The sequence below is a fragment of the Dictyobacter vulcani genome (assembly GCF_008974265.1).
Lineage (GTDB): Bacteria > Chloroflexota > Ktedonobacteria > Ktedonobacterales > Ktedonobacteraceae > Dictyobacter > Dictyobacter vulcani.
Genome location: NZ_BKZW01000001.1, coordinates 1,814,992 through 1,832,499, shown reverse-complemented (window position 1 = coordinate 1,832,499; position 17,508 = coordinate 1,814,992). Strand labels below are relative to the sequence as shown.

Genomic DNA, 17,508 nt, shown 5'->3' with positions numbered 1-17,508 from the left:
AAGGAGAGAAGAGATCATGGTAGGTAAACCTGGTGGCCGTTTTGCATTTTTAGATGCGGGAGAAGCAGCTCGACGTCTGGGCATTGATCGTGTGACGCTGGATCTGTGGGTGAAGGAAGGCCGCATTAAGACGCATCGCGGCGTAGGGCGGGACAGCTTTTTCCGTTCTGGTGATGTTGAGGCGCTCTACAATGAGTTGCACCCGGCTACTGAGGTGGCAGAGGCAGTGGCTCAAGATGAACAGGAGAGTGCAGGAGAAGAGGCGGTTACTAAACCTGCACGGAAGCAGCAAGATCCACAGATGCGCGTCTATCTGCGTTTGCAGGCAGATGCCAAATGGTATGACGTTACTGAAGATGATATCCGTTACTGGTTTCAGCAGCTAGCCCCTGATGGTTATACGCGCAATAAGCGTAACGTTGAACATAGCATCAAAAAATTGCAATTAATCGTAAATTTGATCGAAGATGCACAGAGACGAGAAGCTGAACAGTCGTGATGGGCTTAGAAAGTCCATCATGATGGCTCACGTTTTTCATCTTCCCAGCCGAACTCGCGTTTAATTTGTTCAAGAGGTATTAATGCTTCGGTTTTCATCCCTCGTTGAGCCAGACGAAATGAGGTCATAAATTTCTCGTTATGTATGATCTCTAATGTCTGACTGAGGGATGCAATAGTTTCGCACATTTGGAGATAGTTAGCCATTGGTAAAATGGCCATTACCTGTTCATCATCCTCGGTGACGATAATTGGGTCCTGCGTTTGCTCGAATAACTGGGGTAAGGCTAAAAGTTGCTCTTGCACCTCGGTTAACGATAAATGCTTCTCCGTCATGTTGCTCCCCTTCAAAGATAATAGTCGTGCTTGATACTAGCAACACGCTCTCTATGTTTAGATTATGCACTACAAAAAACCTGTATTGTGTTTACGTTGTCAGGTTCTTGTTGTTGCAGCCCATAAACAAGAGTGATTTTGAGCACAATCTGTGTACATCTTATTTATGATAGACGCATTGCTATAGGGGTTTGTCACTATTAAATTATGTGCGTATTTTTCCTGATGCTTACCTGTCTATTTCTACAGGTAGGGAGCAGGTAATTTCTCCGGCCTCAAAGACTGGTGGAAATAGCGGTGTTATTAGCTGCAAGGACAGCTATACTACCACTGTGCAGAGGAACCACCAGTGTGGAACCCAGAGAGAAATAAAGCGTTGATTGTGGAACCCGGCGTTTTATCATCGTTCACATACGAGCTTAAACTGTATGATTTGTCGGCGGGCGAGGCGTGATGATGAAATACAAAAGATGAAAGCCGTAGTGAGGGCACTATCGGATATAGTGTCAATGGAACCATACTGTGGGTGACTCATCTGCAGCCTGGATCGCCAGTTAGGCGCGGTCTGGTCGGTAGTATAAAACTCGCAAGTGATTGCGGGTCTATAGGTTGAGGAAAACCTTTTTTCCTGGAAAGGAGTGCACGATGGTACAGTGGGCATATAAGGTTGTATATGTCGATTACCGTGGGCGTATCTCATGTGAAGGGACCGAGACGCTGATAGGCAACGAGCGACGTAGCGCATTTGTGCGCCGCTATTTTGATAGCATCGGTCGTGAAGGTTGGGAGTTAGCAAGTAATCAGCCCCTGACATCCAACTCCGCATATTATGTGTTTAAGCGACCAGCACAGGAAAGCGATTATGCTGAGGAGACTCCTCCAGCCGCGGCTGAGGCAACTCCGACTACGCCACCTGCTTCGACTGAAGGCGGCAGCAATCCAACGATTGAAAACGTCTAAAGACAATAAAAAAGGTCTGCATCTGTTTCCGGAAACAGATGCAGACCTTTTTTATTGTGCAAGGAGTATTACAAAATATTCCTGTTCTGGAATGTTTTGAGTGCTCAGTGTCGTCAGCCTCTTCGCTCTGCTATAATGACTCTGGAAATTCATCGCGTCAGTCTCTTACCTGACAAAATGAATATCACTGATGATATATCTGGATAACTGGCAGGAGATATATATGACACAAACATCCTCAACTGACGTTTCCGTCTACCAAAATTTTATTGGTGGTCAATGGCGTAATGCTCATAGTGGCAAATTATTTACAAGTACCAATCCAGCCCATACGCGGGAAGTTATCGGGCAGTATCAAATGTCTGATGCGCAGGATCTCGAAGATGCTGTCGCGGCAGCGGTAAAGGCGCAGCGCGCATGGGCTGCCACACCAGCACCTGTGCGTGGTGAGGTGCTGTGGCGTACTGCTCAGATTCTGGAACAGAAGCAGGAAGAACTGGCCGTTCTGATGACGCGTGAGATGGGTAAGATCTTAAAAGAGACACGTGGAGATGTCCAGGTAGCTATTGACGTAGCCAAGTTTGTGGCTGGCGAGGGACGGCGCGCAGAAGGCGAGACGATTCCCTCGGGCTTACCCGATAAATTCTGCCTGACTATTCGCCAGCCAATGGGTATTGTCGGCATAATTACTCCCTGGAATTTCCCGCTGGCTATTCCTGCCTGGAAGACATTTCCCGCTTTGCTGGCCGGTAATGCTGTCATCCTCAAACCAGCCAGTGATACCCCTCTACTGACACTAAAAATGGCCGAAATCTTGCAGCAGGCTGGCCTGCCAGATGGTGTATTTAATGTCATCACGGGACCTGGTGGGACGCTTGGTGATGCACTGGCCAGCCACAAACAGATCAATATGATCTCTCTCACCGGATCAAATGAGGTTGGACGCCGTGTGGCCGAATTGTGCGGGCGAGATTTGCGCCGTTGCGCTCTTGAACTGGGTGGCAAAAACGCCGTGATTATCATGGACGATGCTGACCTGGATCTGGCCGCTAACAATATCACTCTGGGGGCCTTTGGAACCACGGGACAGCGTTGTACGGCCACGAGTCGTGTTATCCTCCATCGTGCGGTCTATCAGGCTTTTGTGGATCGTATTGTGGCATCTGCTGAGAAGTTGCGTATCGGCGATGGCTTAGAGGCTCAAACAGAGGTTGGTCCCCTGGTGAATACCGGTCGCGTTAAGGCTGTAGATGCCTATACCCAGATCGGTAAACAGGAAGGGGCACGCTTATTGCTGGGTGGCGCTCCTCTGCGTGAAGATGCGTACGCGGAAGGTGCTTTCTATCAACCTACGATCTTTGGTGATGTACAGCCTGGTATGCGCATTGCACGTGAAGAAGTATTTGGACCCTTCCTCTCGCTGCTGCCCGTGGATTCCTACGAGGAAGCGATTACCGTAGCTAATGACACCGAGTATGGCCTCTCCACTGGCATCTTTACCGAGGATGCACGTCTGGCATTTCGAGCTATGCGCGATATCGAATCTGGACTCGTCTATATCAACGCTGGTACTACTGGTTCCGAGATTCACCTGCCATTTGGTGGCATGAAAAATAGTGGTAATGGCCACCGCGAACTGGGAACCGAGGCCGTCAACGAGTTCTCTGAACTGAAGAGTGTCTTTGTCTCATACCCACCACGCAAGCACTAACCCTGCTTCTAGCCTTACTTCTCAGGACACCTGAAATTATCAGGTGTCCTCTTTTATTGCTGAAAAACGTCATCTTTATTGCTTGTGTACTTTAAAGTAAAAATGTACTTACGGGTGAAATGAGAACAAATACTAAGGTTGCTCGTATATAATAGTGGAACTTGTTGATGTGTCGGATAAGGGAGGGGTATATGCAAGAACAGCACGTGACCCGGTTGGAAGAAGTGATTGAGTGGTTGAAGGATTACGCGATTGCATTTGGAAGTACGTTGCCAGGGGGAAATAATCGCGACCTTCTACCTTTTGTGGATATTGTAGGCAGTGCTCGTATTGTGTCTTGTGGGGAAGCAACTCGTGGAACTCATGAGTTTTTTACATTAACGCATCGTCTCCTGGAAATACTGGTCACAGAGGCTGGCTTTACGCATTTTGCGCTGGAAGATGGCTGGGATGAGGCAGAGCGAATCAATACATTTATACGTACGGGACAAGGTGATCCGGTCAGTCTCGTAAATGGATTGCGCTCCTGGACCTGGAAGACTCAGGAGATGCTGGATATTATTCTGTGGATGCGGGCCTATAATCAGGGCCGTGGTTCTCGACCTGAACTGCAATTTTGTGGCATTGATATGCAGTCCTGTGACCTGGCCATGCAGAATGTGCTGGACTATGTGGCTAAGGTTGATCCTGATGCTGTTGAAGAAATCGGACAACTGTATGAGACATTCTGGACGTACGCGGATCATCTAGGCCGCTACAGTGATGAACCACTATCCGTGAAGCAGACCTGCTGGTTACAACTTCAACGTGTCTTTGATCTGTTGCATCAGCGGCGCCCGATCTATGAGCGCCAATCGTCGGCGGCCGAGTTTGCAGCTGCTTTACAGAGTGCACGTATTGTCCTTCAGGCCGAGGAGATGTTTGCCACTTATAACTATGAGCAACGTGATGAATTTATGGCGGAAAACGTCAGTTGGTTGCTGGAGCAAGCCGGACCTGAGGCCAAAATGTTCATCTGGACCCATAATGGACATGCGGCCGCGCCTATGGGCAATGTAGAACGGCGCTTTATGGGTACCTATCTGAGCGAGCGCTATCAGGAGGAGTTTCTGGCGGTGGGTATGCTGTTTTATCAGGGAGCATGCAATGCATTGGATCGTGAGAAACCACAGCAGCCTGTACCTCATCTGGTGGTGTTGCCACCGCAGGATAGTTATGAATATGCCTTTCATGCTACCGGTTTAGGGCATATGATGATTGACATGCAAGGATTTCCAGATGAAGAACAGCGTAGTGCCTGGCTCTTGCAGCCCCATCTCCACCGTACTATCGGGGCTATGTATGCGGCCGAGCAAGATAAACTGCACTGGTCACCAATAGAACTGGCCTATGAGTTTGACCTGATCTTTTATCTCAACGAATCCACACCATCCCGCCTCTTACACAGTGATAATGAAGTGGATGAAGATACCAGAACGGCTTCTCGGCTCATTTCGCTGCAACCGCGCAACCTCATGTTTGAGTCCGGATTGGCTTACTGGCTTTATAACGCCCCCATCACCCATGAATGTGGAATTGAGACCGTCTTTGCCCATAGTGGCGAGGCCTGCGCTTATCTCAAATCATCCGATCCCGATCCCACTGTTTTCAGTACCATGCATCAAATCATCGCAGCAAGCGCATATCTCCAGCATCGTATCCGCCTCTCCGCCTATGTAAAGGCTCAGCAAGTACAAAAATACGCGGGCCTGTGGATGCGCATAGAGAGTCCTGACGGCGCTCTAAAGTTTGATGGTATGGCCAACCGCGCGATAGGTGGCACCAGTGACTGGAAGCGTTATGAAATTGTCCTCGATGTGCCCGAGGGCAGTACCCAGATTGTCTTTGGTCTCCACCTTGGTGGTCGAGGACAGGTCTGGCTGGACGATGTACAGCTAGAAGTTGTTTCCGATGAGGTGCCCACTACGGATAACGCTTTTTAGCCAGCGTTTGATGCCTATTCTTTCCAGGACTTCGCTACCTGGTTTTTTGTGCATTAAACGCACAAAAAGATGATATTATTGCAACAATAAACACATACATGATGTATTTATTGTTGCAATAATATCATTGAAAAGTATGTGACGTGTTTATTGCTTGCAGGATCAGGCTTCGCCACGCTGGAGGGCAAATTGTTCAAACATTGCCTCCCAGACATCCTGGTTCTCGATGCGCTCACGTGGATTGGCGACGCGACTATTGATCATTTCAAAGATGCAACTGAGTAAGCGTTGTAGCACCATCGAGGCTTCATCGTAGAAGCCAGCCGCTTTCTTGATATCGCCGTTGAGGATTTCATAGCAGAGGGCTGTGAAATTTTCAACGTCGATATGATTATGATCCACGTGGAACTCATAGCTACCCATATGCCAGAGATTCTCATTCACCATCAAGCTATGCAAGGTTTGGGGATCCAGATCCACGCCATTAACCCGGCACGTTTCGGCCAGCGCATCCATGGTCCAGTTAATAAACATTACCATTGTAGATAACTGGTCAGTCGGAGAATGTTTGGTTTCCCATTCTTGTTCCATACGACTGATCAGATTGAGGAGCTCAAAATTTTCCAGGCGCAATTTTTCTGCCGGATCTGGCAGGCGTACCTTGCTACCATTTTGTTGTTGAGCCTCTTGATAGACCGCGACCAGGAAGCGCTGCTGAGCCAGTTGTCCCAGTTCGCGGGCCACATCCAGTTCTGGTCGGCGCAGTGCACTGGCGATACGGCGGACGCGGCGATAGAGGTTTACGTGGGTAAATAGTTCCAGGCTACGAATATCGAAGCGCATCGCGTAGGGGATTGAAGGTGCAAGTTGTAACATGGTACGCATACCCTGTGGGAGGACATTCGTCAACTCTTGCCATTCATCGCTATAGCGCACCATTTCCATCGTGGCACGTACCACTTCAATATCCAGTGAAGTTTCGCCATAAGGTAGGAGTTTCTGCACACTCGCGCTGGCAATAAACTCATAATGCCCATCTGCCCACATCGAAAGCTCGCGGGCCGTCCACAGTGTTTTCATGCGTAAAGCTTCGCGCAATTGTTGCTCTGTGATCACATTCATCATCACCAGGCGTTCGCCAATACGCTTGCCCAGAGGATCCTGTAGTTGTTGGGCGTAAGCTTCTTCAATGTGATGATAGGTAGTCATACCCAGTTGTTGTAAGACATCACCCAGAGCCAGGGCACCTGGATCAAGTTCAGACGCGTTCGCCAGTTTCCCTTCATTGAAGTAAAGGATACCCATGCGCCCGGTACTTTGTTTGAGATGAATTGCTCCCGTCATGCCCCCAAGCTCTACAATTTGTAGGATTTCCACGAGACCAAAATCTTTCAGGTTACCTGACAAGACGGTGTCGGTATTCATGCTCCCCCCATGTGCCAGCGTGATCGATTGATAGTGTTATATACCGATGAAATATGCTTCAGGCGTTGCTAAAAAATCTACAGTGAGTGTTCTAAGTAAAAATGCCTGTGCTTTGCATTATATCAGAGCTTTATGCGATTCAACAAGTGAGGTGAGACATTATTCAGGAGGCGTGTTCGCCTGATATAATCAAGTATGGATATGAATAATAAAGTCGCAATCATTACCGGTGCGGGTCGGGGCGTTGGCCGCTCTACCGCCCGTTTATTGGCCCGAGCAGGTGCCCGTGTGATCCTTTTTAGCCGTACCCGGGCGCAATTGGATGAGGCGGTAGCAGAGATCACTCGTGAGGGTGGTCAGGCCCTGGCTATGGTGGGTGATGTGTCACGCGAAGAGGACGTGCAGAATCTCTTTCAGCGTGCGCAGCAATCCTATGGGAGCATTGATATATTGATCAATTGTGCTGCCATTGTGGCGGTAAAACCTTTCACTGACATGGATACCGCGCTCTGGGACCAAGTGATCAATATTAATCTGCGTGGCACCTTTCTCTGCTGTCGGGCTGCCTTTCAGCAGATGATGGAGCAGAAGCAGGGCGTGATTATCAACATTTCATCACTCTCAGGTGTGAAAGGTGTAGAGAAATTCCCCGGATTAAGCGCCTATAACGTCTCAAAGTCAGGCGTAGCAAGCCTGACCGAGATCCTGGCGGTTGAAGGAAAGCCCCACAACATTCGTGTCTGCGCAGTCAGTCCTGGAGCGATTGATACCGAGATGCTCAGGCAAGCCGCTCCACATCTCAAAGCGGGCATGACGCCAGACGAACTGGCCGATATCCTCTTTTTCCTGGCAGGTGATAGCGGTCGTATGTTTAGTGGTAGCAACATCGAGTTGTTTACCAATGCCTGACATAATGCCAGCATCAAGCGAGGGGGTAGCAGAAAAGTCTGTACTCCTCATTAAAATAGTAAAACTATATTGGCGATGGTCACTGGAGCACGGCTGTCGCCCGTATTATATATGAGATTATAGGTTAATGTTTGATTCTCACTCTTATCGCGGTCATCTCTCCTGGGCGCACTGGGACGCTAAAGCGCCCATGTTTTTTTAAGTATGTTGTGTGAAGAAATGCGCTTAGCACATTTCTTCACACAACATACTTAACCTTTTGAGTGCCGAAGGCACGAAAACGCAGGTAGGGAGATCACGGAAGGCATGAGCATCAGACGCACTTTAAAGCAAGCTAACTATAGAGGAGACTATTATGGTCTATTTGACCCGGCGCGTCACCTTTAGCGCGGCACACCGTTTGTGGAGCAAGCACTTAACTGAAGAAGAAAATTATCGCATCTACGACAAATGTGCCAACCCAAACGGACATGGCCATAACTACATACTTGAGGTGACGGTCAGCGGTAATCCTGATCCGACAACAGGAATGGTAATGAATCTAACGGATATGAAGAAGATTACCAATGAGCAGGTGGTGGATTGGGTGGATCATAAACATCTCAACTATGATGTTCCCTGGCTCGAGGATGTGATTCCGACCGCTGAAATGCTGGTTATAATGTTCTGGGAGCGCCTGGAACGCGGTTTCCCTCCTGGCTTGCTGTATGAAGTGAAGCTACATGAGACTGAAAACAACGTTGCCACGTATCGTGGTGGCGAGCAGAAGGAAGCGGGTAGAGCATGAGGATTGCCCTGGTCGCGCCTCTGGTAACGACCATTGCAGAACCATTTACTGGCGGCTCACAGGCGGTGGTAGCGGATCTGGCAATGGGTCTGGCGCAGCGTGGACATCAAGTGACCCTGTTCGCCCGTGCTGGCTCGGTAGTACCTGGTGTGAAGATCGAGCCAGTCACTGTTCCAGAAATCGTGGCCCCCTCAAGTTTTGCGGAACCTGGAAAAGAGCAAGCGCTTGATCCAGGTTTTATGGCTCAGGCCAATGTATTTCTAGAATTGTTTCTCCATTTGCGGCAACGGACAGATGAATTCGATGTCATTCATGCTCACGCTTTTGATTGGCCGGCCCTGACTTGCAGTACGCTGGTAACAACCATTCCGGTCCTGCACACCATCCATCTTCCTGCTGTCTCACCGGAGATCAATGAGGTACTGAGTATTTTAGAGCGTCAGCAGCATCCGCTCACTCTGATAACCGTCTCGCAAGCCTGCGCGCGTGACTATGCCGCTTATTGTGCCTTTGACCATGTGATCTACAATGGCCTGGATATTGAGACCATCCCTTTCTCTGCCCATGTGTCCGCTACTGCTCCACTCTTATTTGCCGGTCGGATTACACCTGAGAAGGGTTTAGAGCAGGCCATTGAGATCGCTGAACGGGCTGGAAAGCGTTTACTAGTGGCTGGCGGTATTTATGATCAGCGTTATTACACAGAGCGTATCCTGCCGTTGCTGGAGCAGAAAAAGGAGTTGGTTAGCTACCTGGGTCAGCTAGATCATCTGGCCCTGTGGAAACTGATGGGTGAAGTACAGGGACTCCTTTTTCCCATTGCCTGGGATGAGCCCTTTGGATTGACGTTGGTAGAAGCTATGGCTGCCGGCACGCCAGTGATCGCCTTTGAGCGTGGGGCCACCAGCGAAGTCATTGTCCATGGGCAGACCGGTTTCCTGGTTCCACCCGGGGATTGTGAGCAGGCAGTTGCTGCCGTCACACGCCTGTCCGAAATTTCTCGCGAGCGTTGCCGTTGCCATGCCAGAGAAAACTTCTCACTTCAACGGATGCTGGAAGCCCACGAAAAAGTCTATCTGCGCCCGTAGCTTCGATCGCAAGGATCGAAGCTACGGGTGCCATACACTAGAATACTGGGAGGTAGCGCTCTATTTCCCAGTTATGGACCTGCTGGCGATACTCCGTCCATTCGATGCTCTTGGCATCGACAAAGCCTTCATAGATGGTATCTCCCAGCACATCACGGATCAAGGCATCTTCCCGCATACTATCCAGGGCTTCTCCCAGCGTGGCGGGTAGCAGGCGAGCGCGTGGACGCAGACGTTCACTTTCATCATGGAGGAAAATATTTTCGTCCATGGCAGGCGGTAGAGTGAGTTTACGTTGGATGCCATCCAGGCCGGCGCGCAACATGACTGCCAGGGCCAGGTGTGGATTACAACTGGGATCTGTACAGCGTAGCTCGATGCGCATCGAGGTTTGTGGATCAGTGCCTGGACGGGGCACACGAATCAGAGCCTGGCGATTGACGCGTCCCCAGTTGACAAAGACCGGTGCTTCATACCCACGTACCAGGCGCTTATAAGAATTGACCAGCGGAGCCAGAATCGCACACATAGAGCGTGCGTGGGCCAGTTGTCCAGCGATAAAGCCACGCGCGATTTCAGACAGAGCATATTCGGCATGCTCATCCACAAAGACGTTTTTACCTGTTTCTATATTGATGAGCTGTTGATGAATATGCAGTCCAGAGCCATTTTTTTTGTAGAAAGGTTTGGGCAAAAAGGTAGCATAAAGATTTTGCTGGGAGGCAATCGCTTTGATGACATATTTAGCGGTCAGCAAGCTATCTGCGATATGGAGCGCATCGCCAATTTCAAAGTCGATCTCATGCTGTCCGGCCGCCACCTCATGATGACTCCCCTCGATTTTGATGCCCATACTTTGTAAGGCATGCACCATCTCACTGCGGATCGTCACCGTAAACTTGGTGGAGAGATCAAAATAGCTGCCCGGATCATCCTGCAAAGGGATCGGTTTTTTATCTTCAACCTGTAGCAGGAAAAACTCCAGTTCTGGCGCTACCTGATACTTAAAGCCCATCGCGCGGGCTTCCTCAATCGCGTTCAGCAGGGCGGCCCGTGGATCGCCATCAAAGCGTTCGCCATCCGGTTCACGTACATCACAAATGACACGAGCTACGACATCGCCATCGCTCTCAGAATCACTCTGACGTGAACCAATCCTGGGGGCCGGGCGCACCTTGCCGGGAAGCGTAGTAAAGGTAGCCAGATCAGGATACAGATACATATCACTCTCTGCTACGCGGGCAATATTCTCAAGTGCGGAACCGTCAAACCACTTACCATGCCGCACACAATCCGCGAACTGCTCTACTGGAACTGTTACACATTTTGCTACTCCAACCACATCAGTAAATTCCAGATTAACAAAACGAATGCGCTCATTTTTGATCGTGGCCATGACTTGCTCATAGCTGGTATGGTCTCCGCGTTTGTCTGCCATGCTCATTTGCTCCTTTGCGTCATTGCTTTTTTATGCTATTGTCAACGTCGACAAATTGGTGCGTCTTCTATTTTTGACCCGTTGTGGATATGATATTCGCTGTACAGTATCAGGTTATCTTTTTTTGAAGTCTCTTGACAATGCTTCAGTCAATACGAAAGTTGCTTGTTTGTTTTAACTTGCTATAGCGAAAAGCCAGGAAGAGCTTTTTGGGTTCCATTGTATAATTTTAATGGTCAGTCTGCACTACTGTAACGAATGATTCTATTGTATAGCATCAACGCCGAGAAAAGGAGTATCTGGAAAAGTGATTTTTCTATTTTGAGCGAAGCATATCAGTCAGCCAATGCAGACCGGACCAATCTGATGATTTTGTGTTAAGAGGAAGTATACCATTAAATGTAATAGAAGGACGTATGAATTGTAGCCAATTTTTTGATAAAAGACAAGAGCATTTCCTCTGCAGGGGAAGTGCTCTTGTTTTTTATCTTCATGCCTCTGTTATAGACACCATTCAACGAATGCCCGGGTTTCAGGACAGTGTATCGCCGATCAATTCTTTCTCTGAAAGGGGTCCAATCGCAGCAATCGTCAGTGGATGAACGGGCGAATAGCGCTTCAGGACTTTCAGGACCTGTTCCTGGGTGACGGCATCAATCGCATCTTTGACTTCCTGAATCGTCTGGATCTTATGCTCATACCACCAGGAGCGTAAAATTGCGCTCATACGAGAACCTGAGCCCTCGCCGCGCATCACATTTTCGCTCTTCAGTTGCACCTTGGCGCGTTCCAACTCATCGGCGGTGATCCCTTCATGCTCTAATTTACGCATTTCATTGATGATCACCTCTAAGCATTCGTGGGCCTGTTCTGGGGTTGTGCCTGCATAGATGCGCAGGGCGCCGATATGTTTATTGCCAGCCAGGCCGGCAGAAACGCTATAGACCAGGCCACGCTTCTCACGAACCTCAACAAAGAGGCGTGAGGCCATGGAGCCACCGAGCACTTCAGCCACCACCATGGCCGCATAGTAATCTGGATCCACATAATTGGGGAAAGGCACCATCATACCGATATGCTCTTGCTTACCCTCACGGAACTCCAGCGAAACACTTTGCTGGGGATTCGGAAGCTGTTCGCCTGAAGGTGGAGCATCGCCCTGCCAGTCGCCAAACAGTTCCTGTATGCGTTCTACCACATGATCCCAGTCAAAGTTTCCGGCAATCGAGAAAAGCATATTATTTGGTTGATAACGAGCCTGCCAGAAATCACGTAAATCCTGACGCTGCAACTTGCGCACGTCCTCATCTGTTCCCAGTACGAGGCGGCTGAGTGCAGTTCCTTTATAGAAATTTGCCCGCACCAACTCGAAAATGCGGCTCATTGGCTCATCATCGCGGCGGCGAATCTCTTGTAGAACCAGATTGCGCATCTGTTCCAGTTCCTCACGTGGGAAGGTGGGTGTCAGCAAGATATCACGGAAGAGGTTCAGGGTCGTATCAAATTTCGTATTAACAATTTGTCCCCAGACCATGGCAGTTTCCAGGCTGGTGCTGGCACCCTTGCGGGCACCCAGGGATTCAAATGCCTCGTTCAGGGCACGAGCATCCTTGGTTTTTGTACCTTGAAAGAGCATATATTCAAAAAGGTGGGCAAGCCCTTGCTTGTCGGCAGGCTCATGCACAACGGCAGCATCTAATTGGAAGCCAAAGCTAATTGAACTGAGGCTGGGCATACGCTGGCCAATCAGCTCAATACCATTGGGCAGTTTATGGTAGAAATAGTTGGGTGGTAACCCCTGTTGGTCACTCATCTAATCTGACATCCTTTCTTGGGCAGGAGTGAGGCCGCACATGGAAAACAAGGTTAGTATACCACAAGGAAAAGGCAGTATGCTTTAAATGCTCTGATGCCTGTGAAGAACATTTTGTTAGCAGTGCCTGCTGGTTTGCTTCCTTTTCCTGGTGGATTTTATGCTTTGCGATTGGTGAGGATACCAGCAACTGAGAGAAGCAACAGGACCAGTGCTGATAACAAGAAGGTCAGGTTTGTGCCGAGATAAGGCAACAAGACCAGTACGGGTACAAAGGTGCCAAGGATACTGCCAGCCGTCGAAATTGCATAGAGCACCCCGGCGGTTCGACCGGCGCTGCCTATCTGTTGGATACGAATACGAATGGCGTAAGGCGAGACACAGCCCAGCAAGATAGTTGGTATGGCAAAGAGCAGCATGATCGCAATCAGCGAGGCATAGAGGACTCCTAGCTCATAATCGGCAAAGGTTAACTGTACCCAGCGCAGGACCGGATCTGCCAGTAGAGGAATCAGCGCAATAAAGAGAGAGGCCAGGGCTGTAATATAGTAAAGATAGAGTGGTCGGGGATAGCGATCTGAGAGAATGCCACCCACATAGTATCCAACGGTCAGATACAACAAAATCAATCCAATGACGCTCGCCCAGACAAATAGAGAGTCACCGACATACGGTGTCATTTTACGTGTTGCTGCCATTTCAACGCACAGAGAGGCGGCTCCGGCTACAAATACCAGCAGCAGCACTAACCAGCCCTGGAATGAGGAGGTTTGTGCCGTTTCAAGGGAGTCGTGGGAGGTCTGCCTTTTCTGGGAGCCGGTGGTGATAGCCATACAGGGAAACTCTCTTTCGTTTGCAATGAAATTAGTCAGCCAGGTTACTGATAAATCTACCACTAAGTGTACCACGTTATCAGGTCAAGCGCAGCTATATGTTTTCCTCTTTCTTTTGAGAGGTAGTATCTCTCGGACTCGCGCCATGCGGCGCTCTCATAGTGTTTTTATGTAGTTGCATCAGGAGCGCAATTGCGCTCCTGATGCAACTACATAAAAAGAGATTGGGGGGTGTCAGCGCCCCAGGCAGGCGTGAGGAGTTAATGCATAGAGCATTATTTGGGTATTTGTTGTCCATCTTTCTCAACGAAGCGTGCGAGCACCTGCGGTTGGATTTCCAGGGCTTCTATACACAATTGCGTATACTTTTCTGAGCCCATCTTTTGCTCAATCGCCACCAGGAAACGTTCTAACAGCGATGTGGTGGGATCTTGCATTGATTGGCGAATTTGCAGGGCGGCAAACAGTACTGCCAGGGCCTCTTGATGCTGGCGTTGTTCATATAGTAGCATACCCAGATTGCTGAGCACCATGCCTGTATATTGTTGATGATGCAACTTCGCCGCTATTTTAAGAGCTTCAATATAGTAGTTATATGCTTTGCTATAATCTCGTTCGTGTTGTGAGATCAGGCCCAGATTATGATAGACCACGCTGACAAGTTGCAGATCAGGATGCCGGGATAGTAAAGAGAGTCCGCTCTCAAAGTTTTGTCGAGCCTGTTTGAGATCCCCACGGATACGCAATAGCTCACCCTGATTCGTCAACGTGACCGCTTCACCATGCTGATCACCGATGCGCCGTTGTAAAGCCAGAGCCTGATCAAAATACACCTTACTTTGCTGCTGCTCTCCGATCCTTCCATACAGTGTGCCTACATGGCTGGCCACCATCCCCTCGTCCTGTGGCTTTAACGTTCCGAATGGAGGGAGCATGGCGGTATACAAGCCAATCAGGGTATTCCAGGCTCCCCATTGCACCATACTGTCATGAAGTCCTTCCTGGAAGAGCAGATCACAGGCCTGTTGCCAGCGGTGCCCCAGGCAGAGATGGCGTAGTGTGGTAATGATGGGAGCAATGTCATGTAGTCCTGCCCGTTGTCCTCGTGGTGGACATTGCTCTTTAATCAGGTGCTCATAGTACCTTGCCACCTGAATGTGGCCAGAGATCAAGGCACTCTGGCGTTGCTCATCGGCCATCTCTGACTGGATTTGTGGTTTATTTTTCGTGGGCCAGGGGGGAACATTGTGAGTCTGCTCATGCTGGCTCATATCCTCCATAAAGTGCTCAATCGTATACTGGCGTAGTAGCGGATGAAGTGTATAAGCAGGTTGATCGTCATCGTCCGTGACAATCTGAATAATACCTAGCCGTGCTAACTGGTTCAATTCATACTCAATGCTCCCGAGCAGCTCTAAATTCCCTTGTTGGTGTTGTGCCTCCACGCTCTCACCCGTAATCGTCATGAAGATACCGTCTTTTATAATCGGCTTGTGAAACAGGCTTAATGCATGCACGATAGGATTCTGGGTAGAGTTTAGAAAGTAGTGGATGGCGATAATCAGGTTGGCCATAACATCGCCAGACCACATTGGTCTATATTCCTGTGAATTCAAGAGTTGGGTAAGTGGAATGCCACCAAGTTGGATTAAGGCACTGCAGAGCACCAGTGCATAGGCATGGCCTGCACAGCGCTGCCACACGGAGGAGATCTCTTCAGGCGTGCCTTTGACGCCCCGTTGTTGTAGTAAGGCTACGCCTTCGGGCATACTGATACGTGTAACCAGATAGGAGCGCACACGTGGATGAGCAATCTTATTTTCATCATATGGAGAATGGTAACCCGTCAGTAGGATACGACTTTTGCCCAGATCGGTCTGCAGCATATCCAGGAAAAGAGGGAGGACGCCACGGCCCGCGACTCCCTGATTGGTCTCTGGATGGAGAAGAAGCTCAAACTGATCCAGTACGATCAATGCATTTTCGGAAGGACGGCGTAAGGCTCGCAGTAGTGATGATATTTGTTGCTCCGGTTTTAAGAGGAACAGACCGTTATCCGGGATACCTACTCCGGCCAGTATGGAAGCAATGATATCTGGCAACGTGCTATACGTGCCAAGCGTAAGCCAGACAAGATGTTTAGGGGTTACAAGCCCGCTATTTTTCGCTAATTGTAAACGTCGAAAAAGCAAAGCCGCCAGCGTAGATTTGCCTGTTCCAGGAGAACCCATGACAAGGACCGCGCTGGTCTGCACATCCCCAAACATTCGTTGAATCGTATTGATTTCATCTGCACGCTGCATTGTTGTCTGGGGATCAGTTGGTGGTGGTGTCGTTGCATTGACACCACAGGCCGCTGCTGATGCTGCATGAGCTTGAGCAACTGGTAACGGTGTCTGTGATAGTACTGTATTATAGTTTGTTGAAGGCAAAGGAGCCTGACTCCGATTGGTCATGTTGTTGCCCTGTCGATCCCCCTGTTGCATAGTAAACTCCTTCTCGTAAACAGATAAATGCAACTATAGCATAACCGAATTATGCTCGCAGGTGATAAAATAGCCTGAAAGTACGTCTCCAGAAGCATTCAGGCTCCCAAAGCCTTTTTTTGCCAGTGTTTGAGCTCACACTTATTGAGGTAGTTTCTCCCGGGCGCCCATGTTTGTTGAGTATGTTGTGTTTAGAAATTTGCCAGGCAAATTTCTAAACACAACATACTCAACATTTTTGAGTGCCGAAGGCACGAAGAATCTGCTGAAGAGATCATGAAAAGCAAGGATATTAGAAACTACATGAGTAAGAAAAACATTGAGAAATCGTAGTGGAGTATCTCAGATAGAGTTGAATACTATGTTACAGCTATTCTGCATAAAATTGTGTTTGGTGAGCAGCAAGGTGCTCATCGATCAGATACTGATAGGGAACGAAGATACAATCCCATGTTAGTGATAAACAGGAAAGCGAATGTGGTTTTAACTTATCTAAGCAGGCGAATAACTTTGAGTTGCTCTAGCGTTTGAAGCATCTGAGACACTTCTCCAGGCTCCATCCCTAATGTCACAATAAGTTCCTCAAGTGAGCGCTGACCATCGATAAGCAAAATAAGCTGGCGATATGGGCGTGGCAATCCGGCCATCTCAATTGCCTTAACAGCTTTAAGCACTGACATTGTCGCGCAGGGGATCGTCGTCAATGCAAGTAAGGAACCTGAATTCGAGCCGGTAACCCTTTCCATGCGTGGCATGGTATCGTTTCTAGGGGGCATCGGTGGTGTCCTGATAGGACCCGATTGCTGACCTGATGTAGGATTTTGCGGTGTCCTGATAGGACCCGAAAGGGGACCTGATGCAGGGCTCTGTTGTGTTTGTACTGGTGGTGGAGTAGATGAAATAAAAACAAAAACACATTGACCCCAGGTACTGAGTAAATTGAACGCCGGTGGTCCCTGATATGATCCAAGGCGAGCAGCAACGATTTGTCCATGGATAAAGGTAATTGAACCAGCTTCAGAGCTGGTATTATTCCCACGGAAGGCCTGTATTTCTCCAGATCTGCGTTCCGCCTGTACAGCCCTGATTATATTTGCCAGGCTGTTTGTTACTCTTCCTTGTTGCTGCGACACATATTTCTCCACATCATCGTATTTCTATTTTATATCCGCGTTAATGCATACTTTTATTCTTTTGCGATGGTTAGCACCTGTAAGTTGATCACCGCTACTATCATTGCAC

The 17,508-nt window shown here is 49.0% G+C and carries 14 protein-coding genes; 7 read left to right on the top strand and 7 right to left on the bottom strand.

From position 1 onward, the window contains the following. Positions 1-16 precede the first annotated feature (16 nt). The gene (locus KDW_RS07600; RefSeq protein WP_151755402.1) at positions 17-499 is read left to right on the top strand and encodes a helix-turn-helix domain-containing protein; all 483 of its coding nucleotides are present in this window, start codon (positions 17-19) and stop codon (positions 497-499) included. Positions 500-516: 17 nt separating this feature from the next. Here the strand turns inward: KDW_RS07600 and KDW_RS07595 are convergent, their stop codons facing one another. Continuing rightward, a complete protein-coding gene (locus tag KDW_RS07595; protein ID WP_151755401.1) occupies positions 517-834 on the bottom strand; it encodes a hypothetical protein in 318 nt (105 codons plus the stop codon). 645 nt (positions 835-1,479) lie between these two features. Between KDW_RS07595 and KDW_RS07590 the strand changes: the two genes are divergently transcribed. The 3 genes from KDW_RS07590 (at position 1,480) to KDW_RS07580 (ending at position 5,487) form a co-directional block, all read left to right on the top strand. Continuing rightward, on the top strand, positions 1,480-1,794 hold the full coding sequence (locus KDW_RS07590) for a hypothetical protein (protein WP_151755400.1): 315 nt from the start codon (positions 1,480-1,482) through the stop codon (positions 1,792-1,794). Positions 1,795-2,017: 223 nt separating this feature from the next. After that, entirely contained in the window at positions 2,018-3,505 is a 1,488-nt protein-coding gene (locus KDW_RS07585) for an aldehyde dehydrogenase family protein (protein WP_151755399.1), read from the top strand. 191 nt (positions 3,506-3,696) lie between these two features. Continuing rightward, positions 3,697-5,487: an erythromycin esterase family protein gene (locus KDW_RS07580; protein WP_162005034.1), complete on the top strand. Its 1,791-nt coding sequence runs from the start codon at positions 3,697-3,699 to the stop codon at positions 5,485-5,487. 162 nt (positions 5,488-5,649) lie between these two features. Here the strand turns inward: KDW_RS07580 and KDW_RS07575 are convergent, their stop codons facing one another. Further along, on the bottom strand, positions 5,650-6,912 hold the full coding sequence (locus KDW_RS07575) for a DUF4388 domain-containing protein (RefSeq protein WP_151755397.1): 1,263 nt from the start codon (positions 6,910-6,912) through the stop codon (positions 5,650-5,652). 201 nt (positions 6,913-7,113) lie between these two features. Here KDW_RS07575 and KDW_RS07570 point away from each other — a divergent pair, with 201 nt between their 5' ends. The 3 genes from KDW_RS07570 to KDW_RS07560 all read left to right on the top strand — a co-directional run bounded on the left by KDW_RS07570 (position 7,114) and on the right by KDW_RS07560 (position 9,696). Next, positions 7,114-7,821 carry an SDR family NAD(P)-dependent oxidoreductase gene (locus KDW_RS07570; RefSeq protein WP_162005033.1) on the top strand — a complete coding sequence of 236 codons (708 nt, stop codon included), beginning with the start codon at positions 7,114-7,116 and terminating at the stop codon, positions 7,819-7,821. Positions 7,822-8,176: 355 nt separating this feature from the next. After that, on the top strand, positions 8,177-8,608 hold the full coding sequence (locus tag KDW_RS07565) for a 6-carboxytetrahydropterin synthase (protein ID WP_151755395.1): 432 nt from the start codon (positions 8,177-8,179) through the stop codon (positions 8,606-8,608). Then, positions 8,605-9,696, top strand: coding sequence for a glycosyltransferase family 4 protein (locus KDW_RS07560; RefSeq protein WP_151755394.1), 1,092 nt, complete (start codon positions 8,605-8,607; stop codon positions 9,694-9,696). The genes KDW_RS07565 and KDW_RS07560 overlap by 4 nt, the downstream gene beginning before the upstream one ends. 37 nt (positions 9,697-9,733) lie before the next feature. On the opposite strand, the gene KDW_RS07555 is transcribed toward KDW_RS07560, so the two are convergent. The 5 genes from KDW_RS07555 to KDW_RS07535 form a co-directional block, all read right to left on the bottom strand. Next, positions 9,734-11,134, bottom strand: coding sequence for a glutamine synthetase family protein (locus tag KDW_RS07555; RefSeq protein ID WP_151755393.1), 1,401 nt, complete (start codon positions 11,132-11,134; stop codon positions 9,734-9,736). 532 nt (positions 11,135-11,666) lie between these two features. Beyond that, entirely contained in the window at positions 11,667-12,947 is a 1,281-nt protein-coding gene (locus KDW_RS07550; RefSeq protein WP_151755392.1) for a M16 family metallopeptidase, read from the bottom strand. A 158-nt stretch (positions 12,948-13,105) separates the two neighbouring features. Then, positions 13,106-13,780 carry a fused MFS/spermidine synthase gene (locus tag KDW_RS07545; protein WP_151755391.1) on the bottom strand — a complete coding sequence of 225 codons (675 nt, stop codon included), beginning with the start codon at positions 13,778-13,780 and terminating at the stop codon, positions 13,106-13,108. A 275-nt stretch (positions 13,781-14,055) separates the two neighbouring features. Beyond that, complete coding sequence (locus tag KDW_RS07540) at positions 14,056-16,266, bottom strand: tetratricopeptide repeat protein (RefSeq protein ID WP_151755390.1); 2,211 nt, start codon at positions 16,264-16,266, stop codon at positions 14,056-14,058. A gap of 488 nt (positions 16,267-16,754) precedes the next feature. Beyond that, complete coding sequence (locus KDW_RS07535; RefSeq protein WP_151755389.1) at positions 16,755-17,399, bottom strand: DUF4388 domain-containing protein; 645 nt, start codon at positions 17,397-17,399, stop codon at positions 16,755-16,757. Between the last annotated feature and the right edge of the window lie 109 nt (positions 17,400-17,508).

Bases quoted from the DNA above. Each gene is read 5' to 3' on its own strand.
- KDW_RS07600 (WP_151755402.1), top strand. From the start codon at position 17: ATGGTAGGTAAACCTGGTGGCCGTTTTGCATTTTTAGATGCGGGAGAA.
- KDW_RS07595 (WP_151755401.1), bottom strand. From the start codon at position 834: ATGACGGAGAAGCATTTATCGTTAACCGAGGTGCAAGAGCAACTTTTA.
- KDW_RS07590 (WP_151755400.1), top strand. From the start codon at position 1,480: ATGGTACAGTGGGCATATAAGGTTGTATATGTCGATTACCGTGGGCGT.
- KDW_RS07585 (WP_151755399.1), top strand. From the start codon at position 2,018: ATGACACAAACATCCTCAACTGACGTTTCCGTCTACCAAAATTTTATT.
- KDW_RS07580 (WP_162005034.1), top strand. From the start codon at position 3,697: ATGCAAGAACAGCACGTGACCCGGTTGGAAGAAGTGATTGAGTGGTTG.
- KDW_RS07575 (WP_151755397.1), bottom strand. From the start codon at position 6,912: ATGAATACCGACACCGTCTTGTCAGGTAACCTGAAAGATTTTGGTCTC.
- KDW_RS07570 (WP_162005033.1), top strand. From the start codon at position 7,114: ATGAATAATAAAGTCGCAATCATTACCGGTGCGGGTCGGGGCGTTGGC.
- KDW_RS07565 (WP_151755395.1), top strand. From the start codon at position 8,177: ATGGTCTATTTGACCCGGCGCGTCACCTTTAGCGCGGCACACCGTTTG.
- KDW_RS07560 (WP_151755394.1), top strand. From the start codon at position 8,605: ATGAGGATTGCCCTGGTCGCGCCTCTGGTAACGACCATTGCAGAACCA.
- KDW_RS07555 (WP_151755393.1), bottom strand. From the start codon at position 11,134: ATGGCAGACAAACGCGGAGACCATACCAGCTATGAGCAAGTCATGGCC.
- KDW_RS07550 (WP_151755392.1), bottom strand. From the start codon at position 12,947: ATGAGTGACCAACAGGGGTTACCACCCAACTATTTCTACCATAAACTG.
- KDW_RS07545 (WP_151755391.1), bottom strand. From the start codon at position 13,780: ATGGCTATCACCACCGGCTCCCAGAAAAGGCAGACCTCCCACGACTCC.
- KDW_RS07540 (WP_151755390.1), bottom strand. From the start codon at position 16,266: ATGCAACAGGGGGATCGACAGGGCAACAACATGACCAATCGGAGTCAG.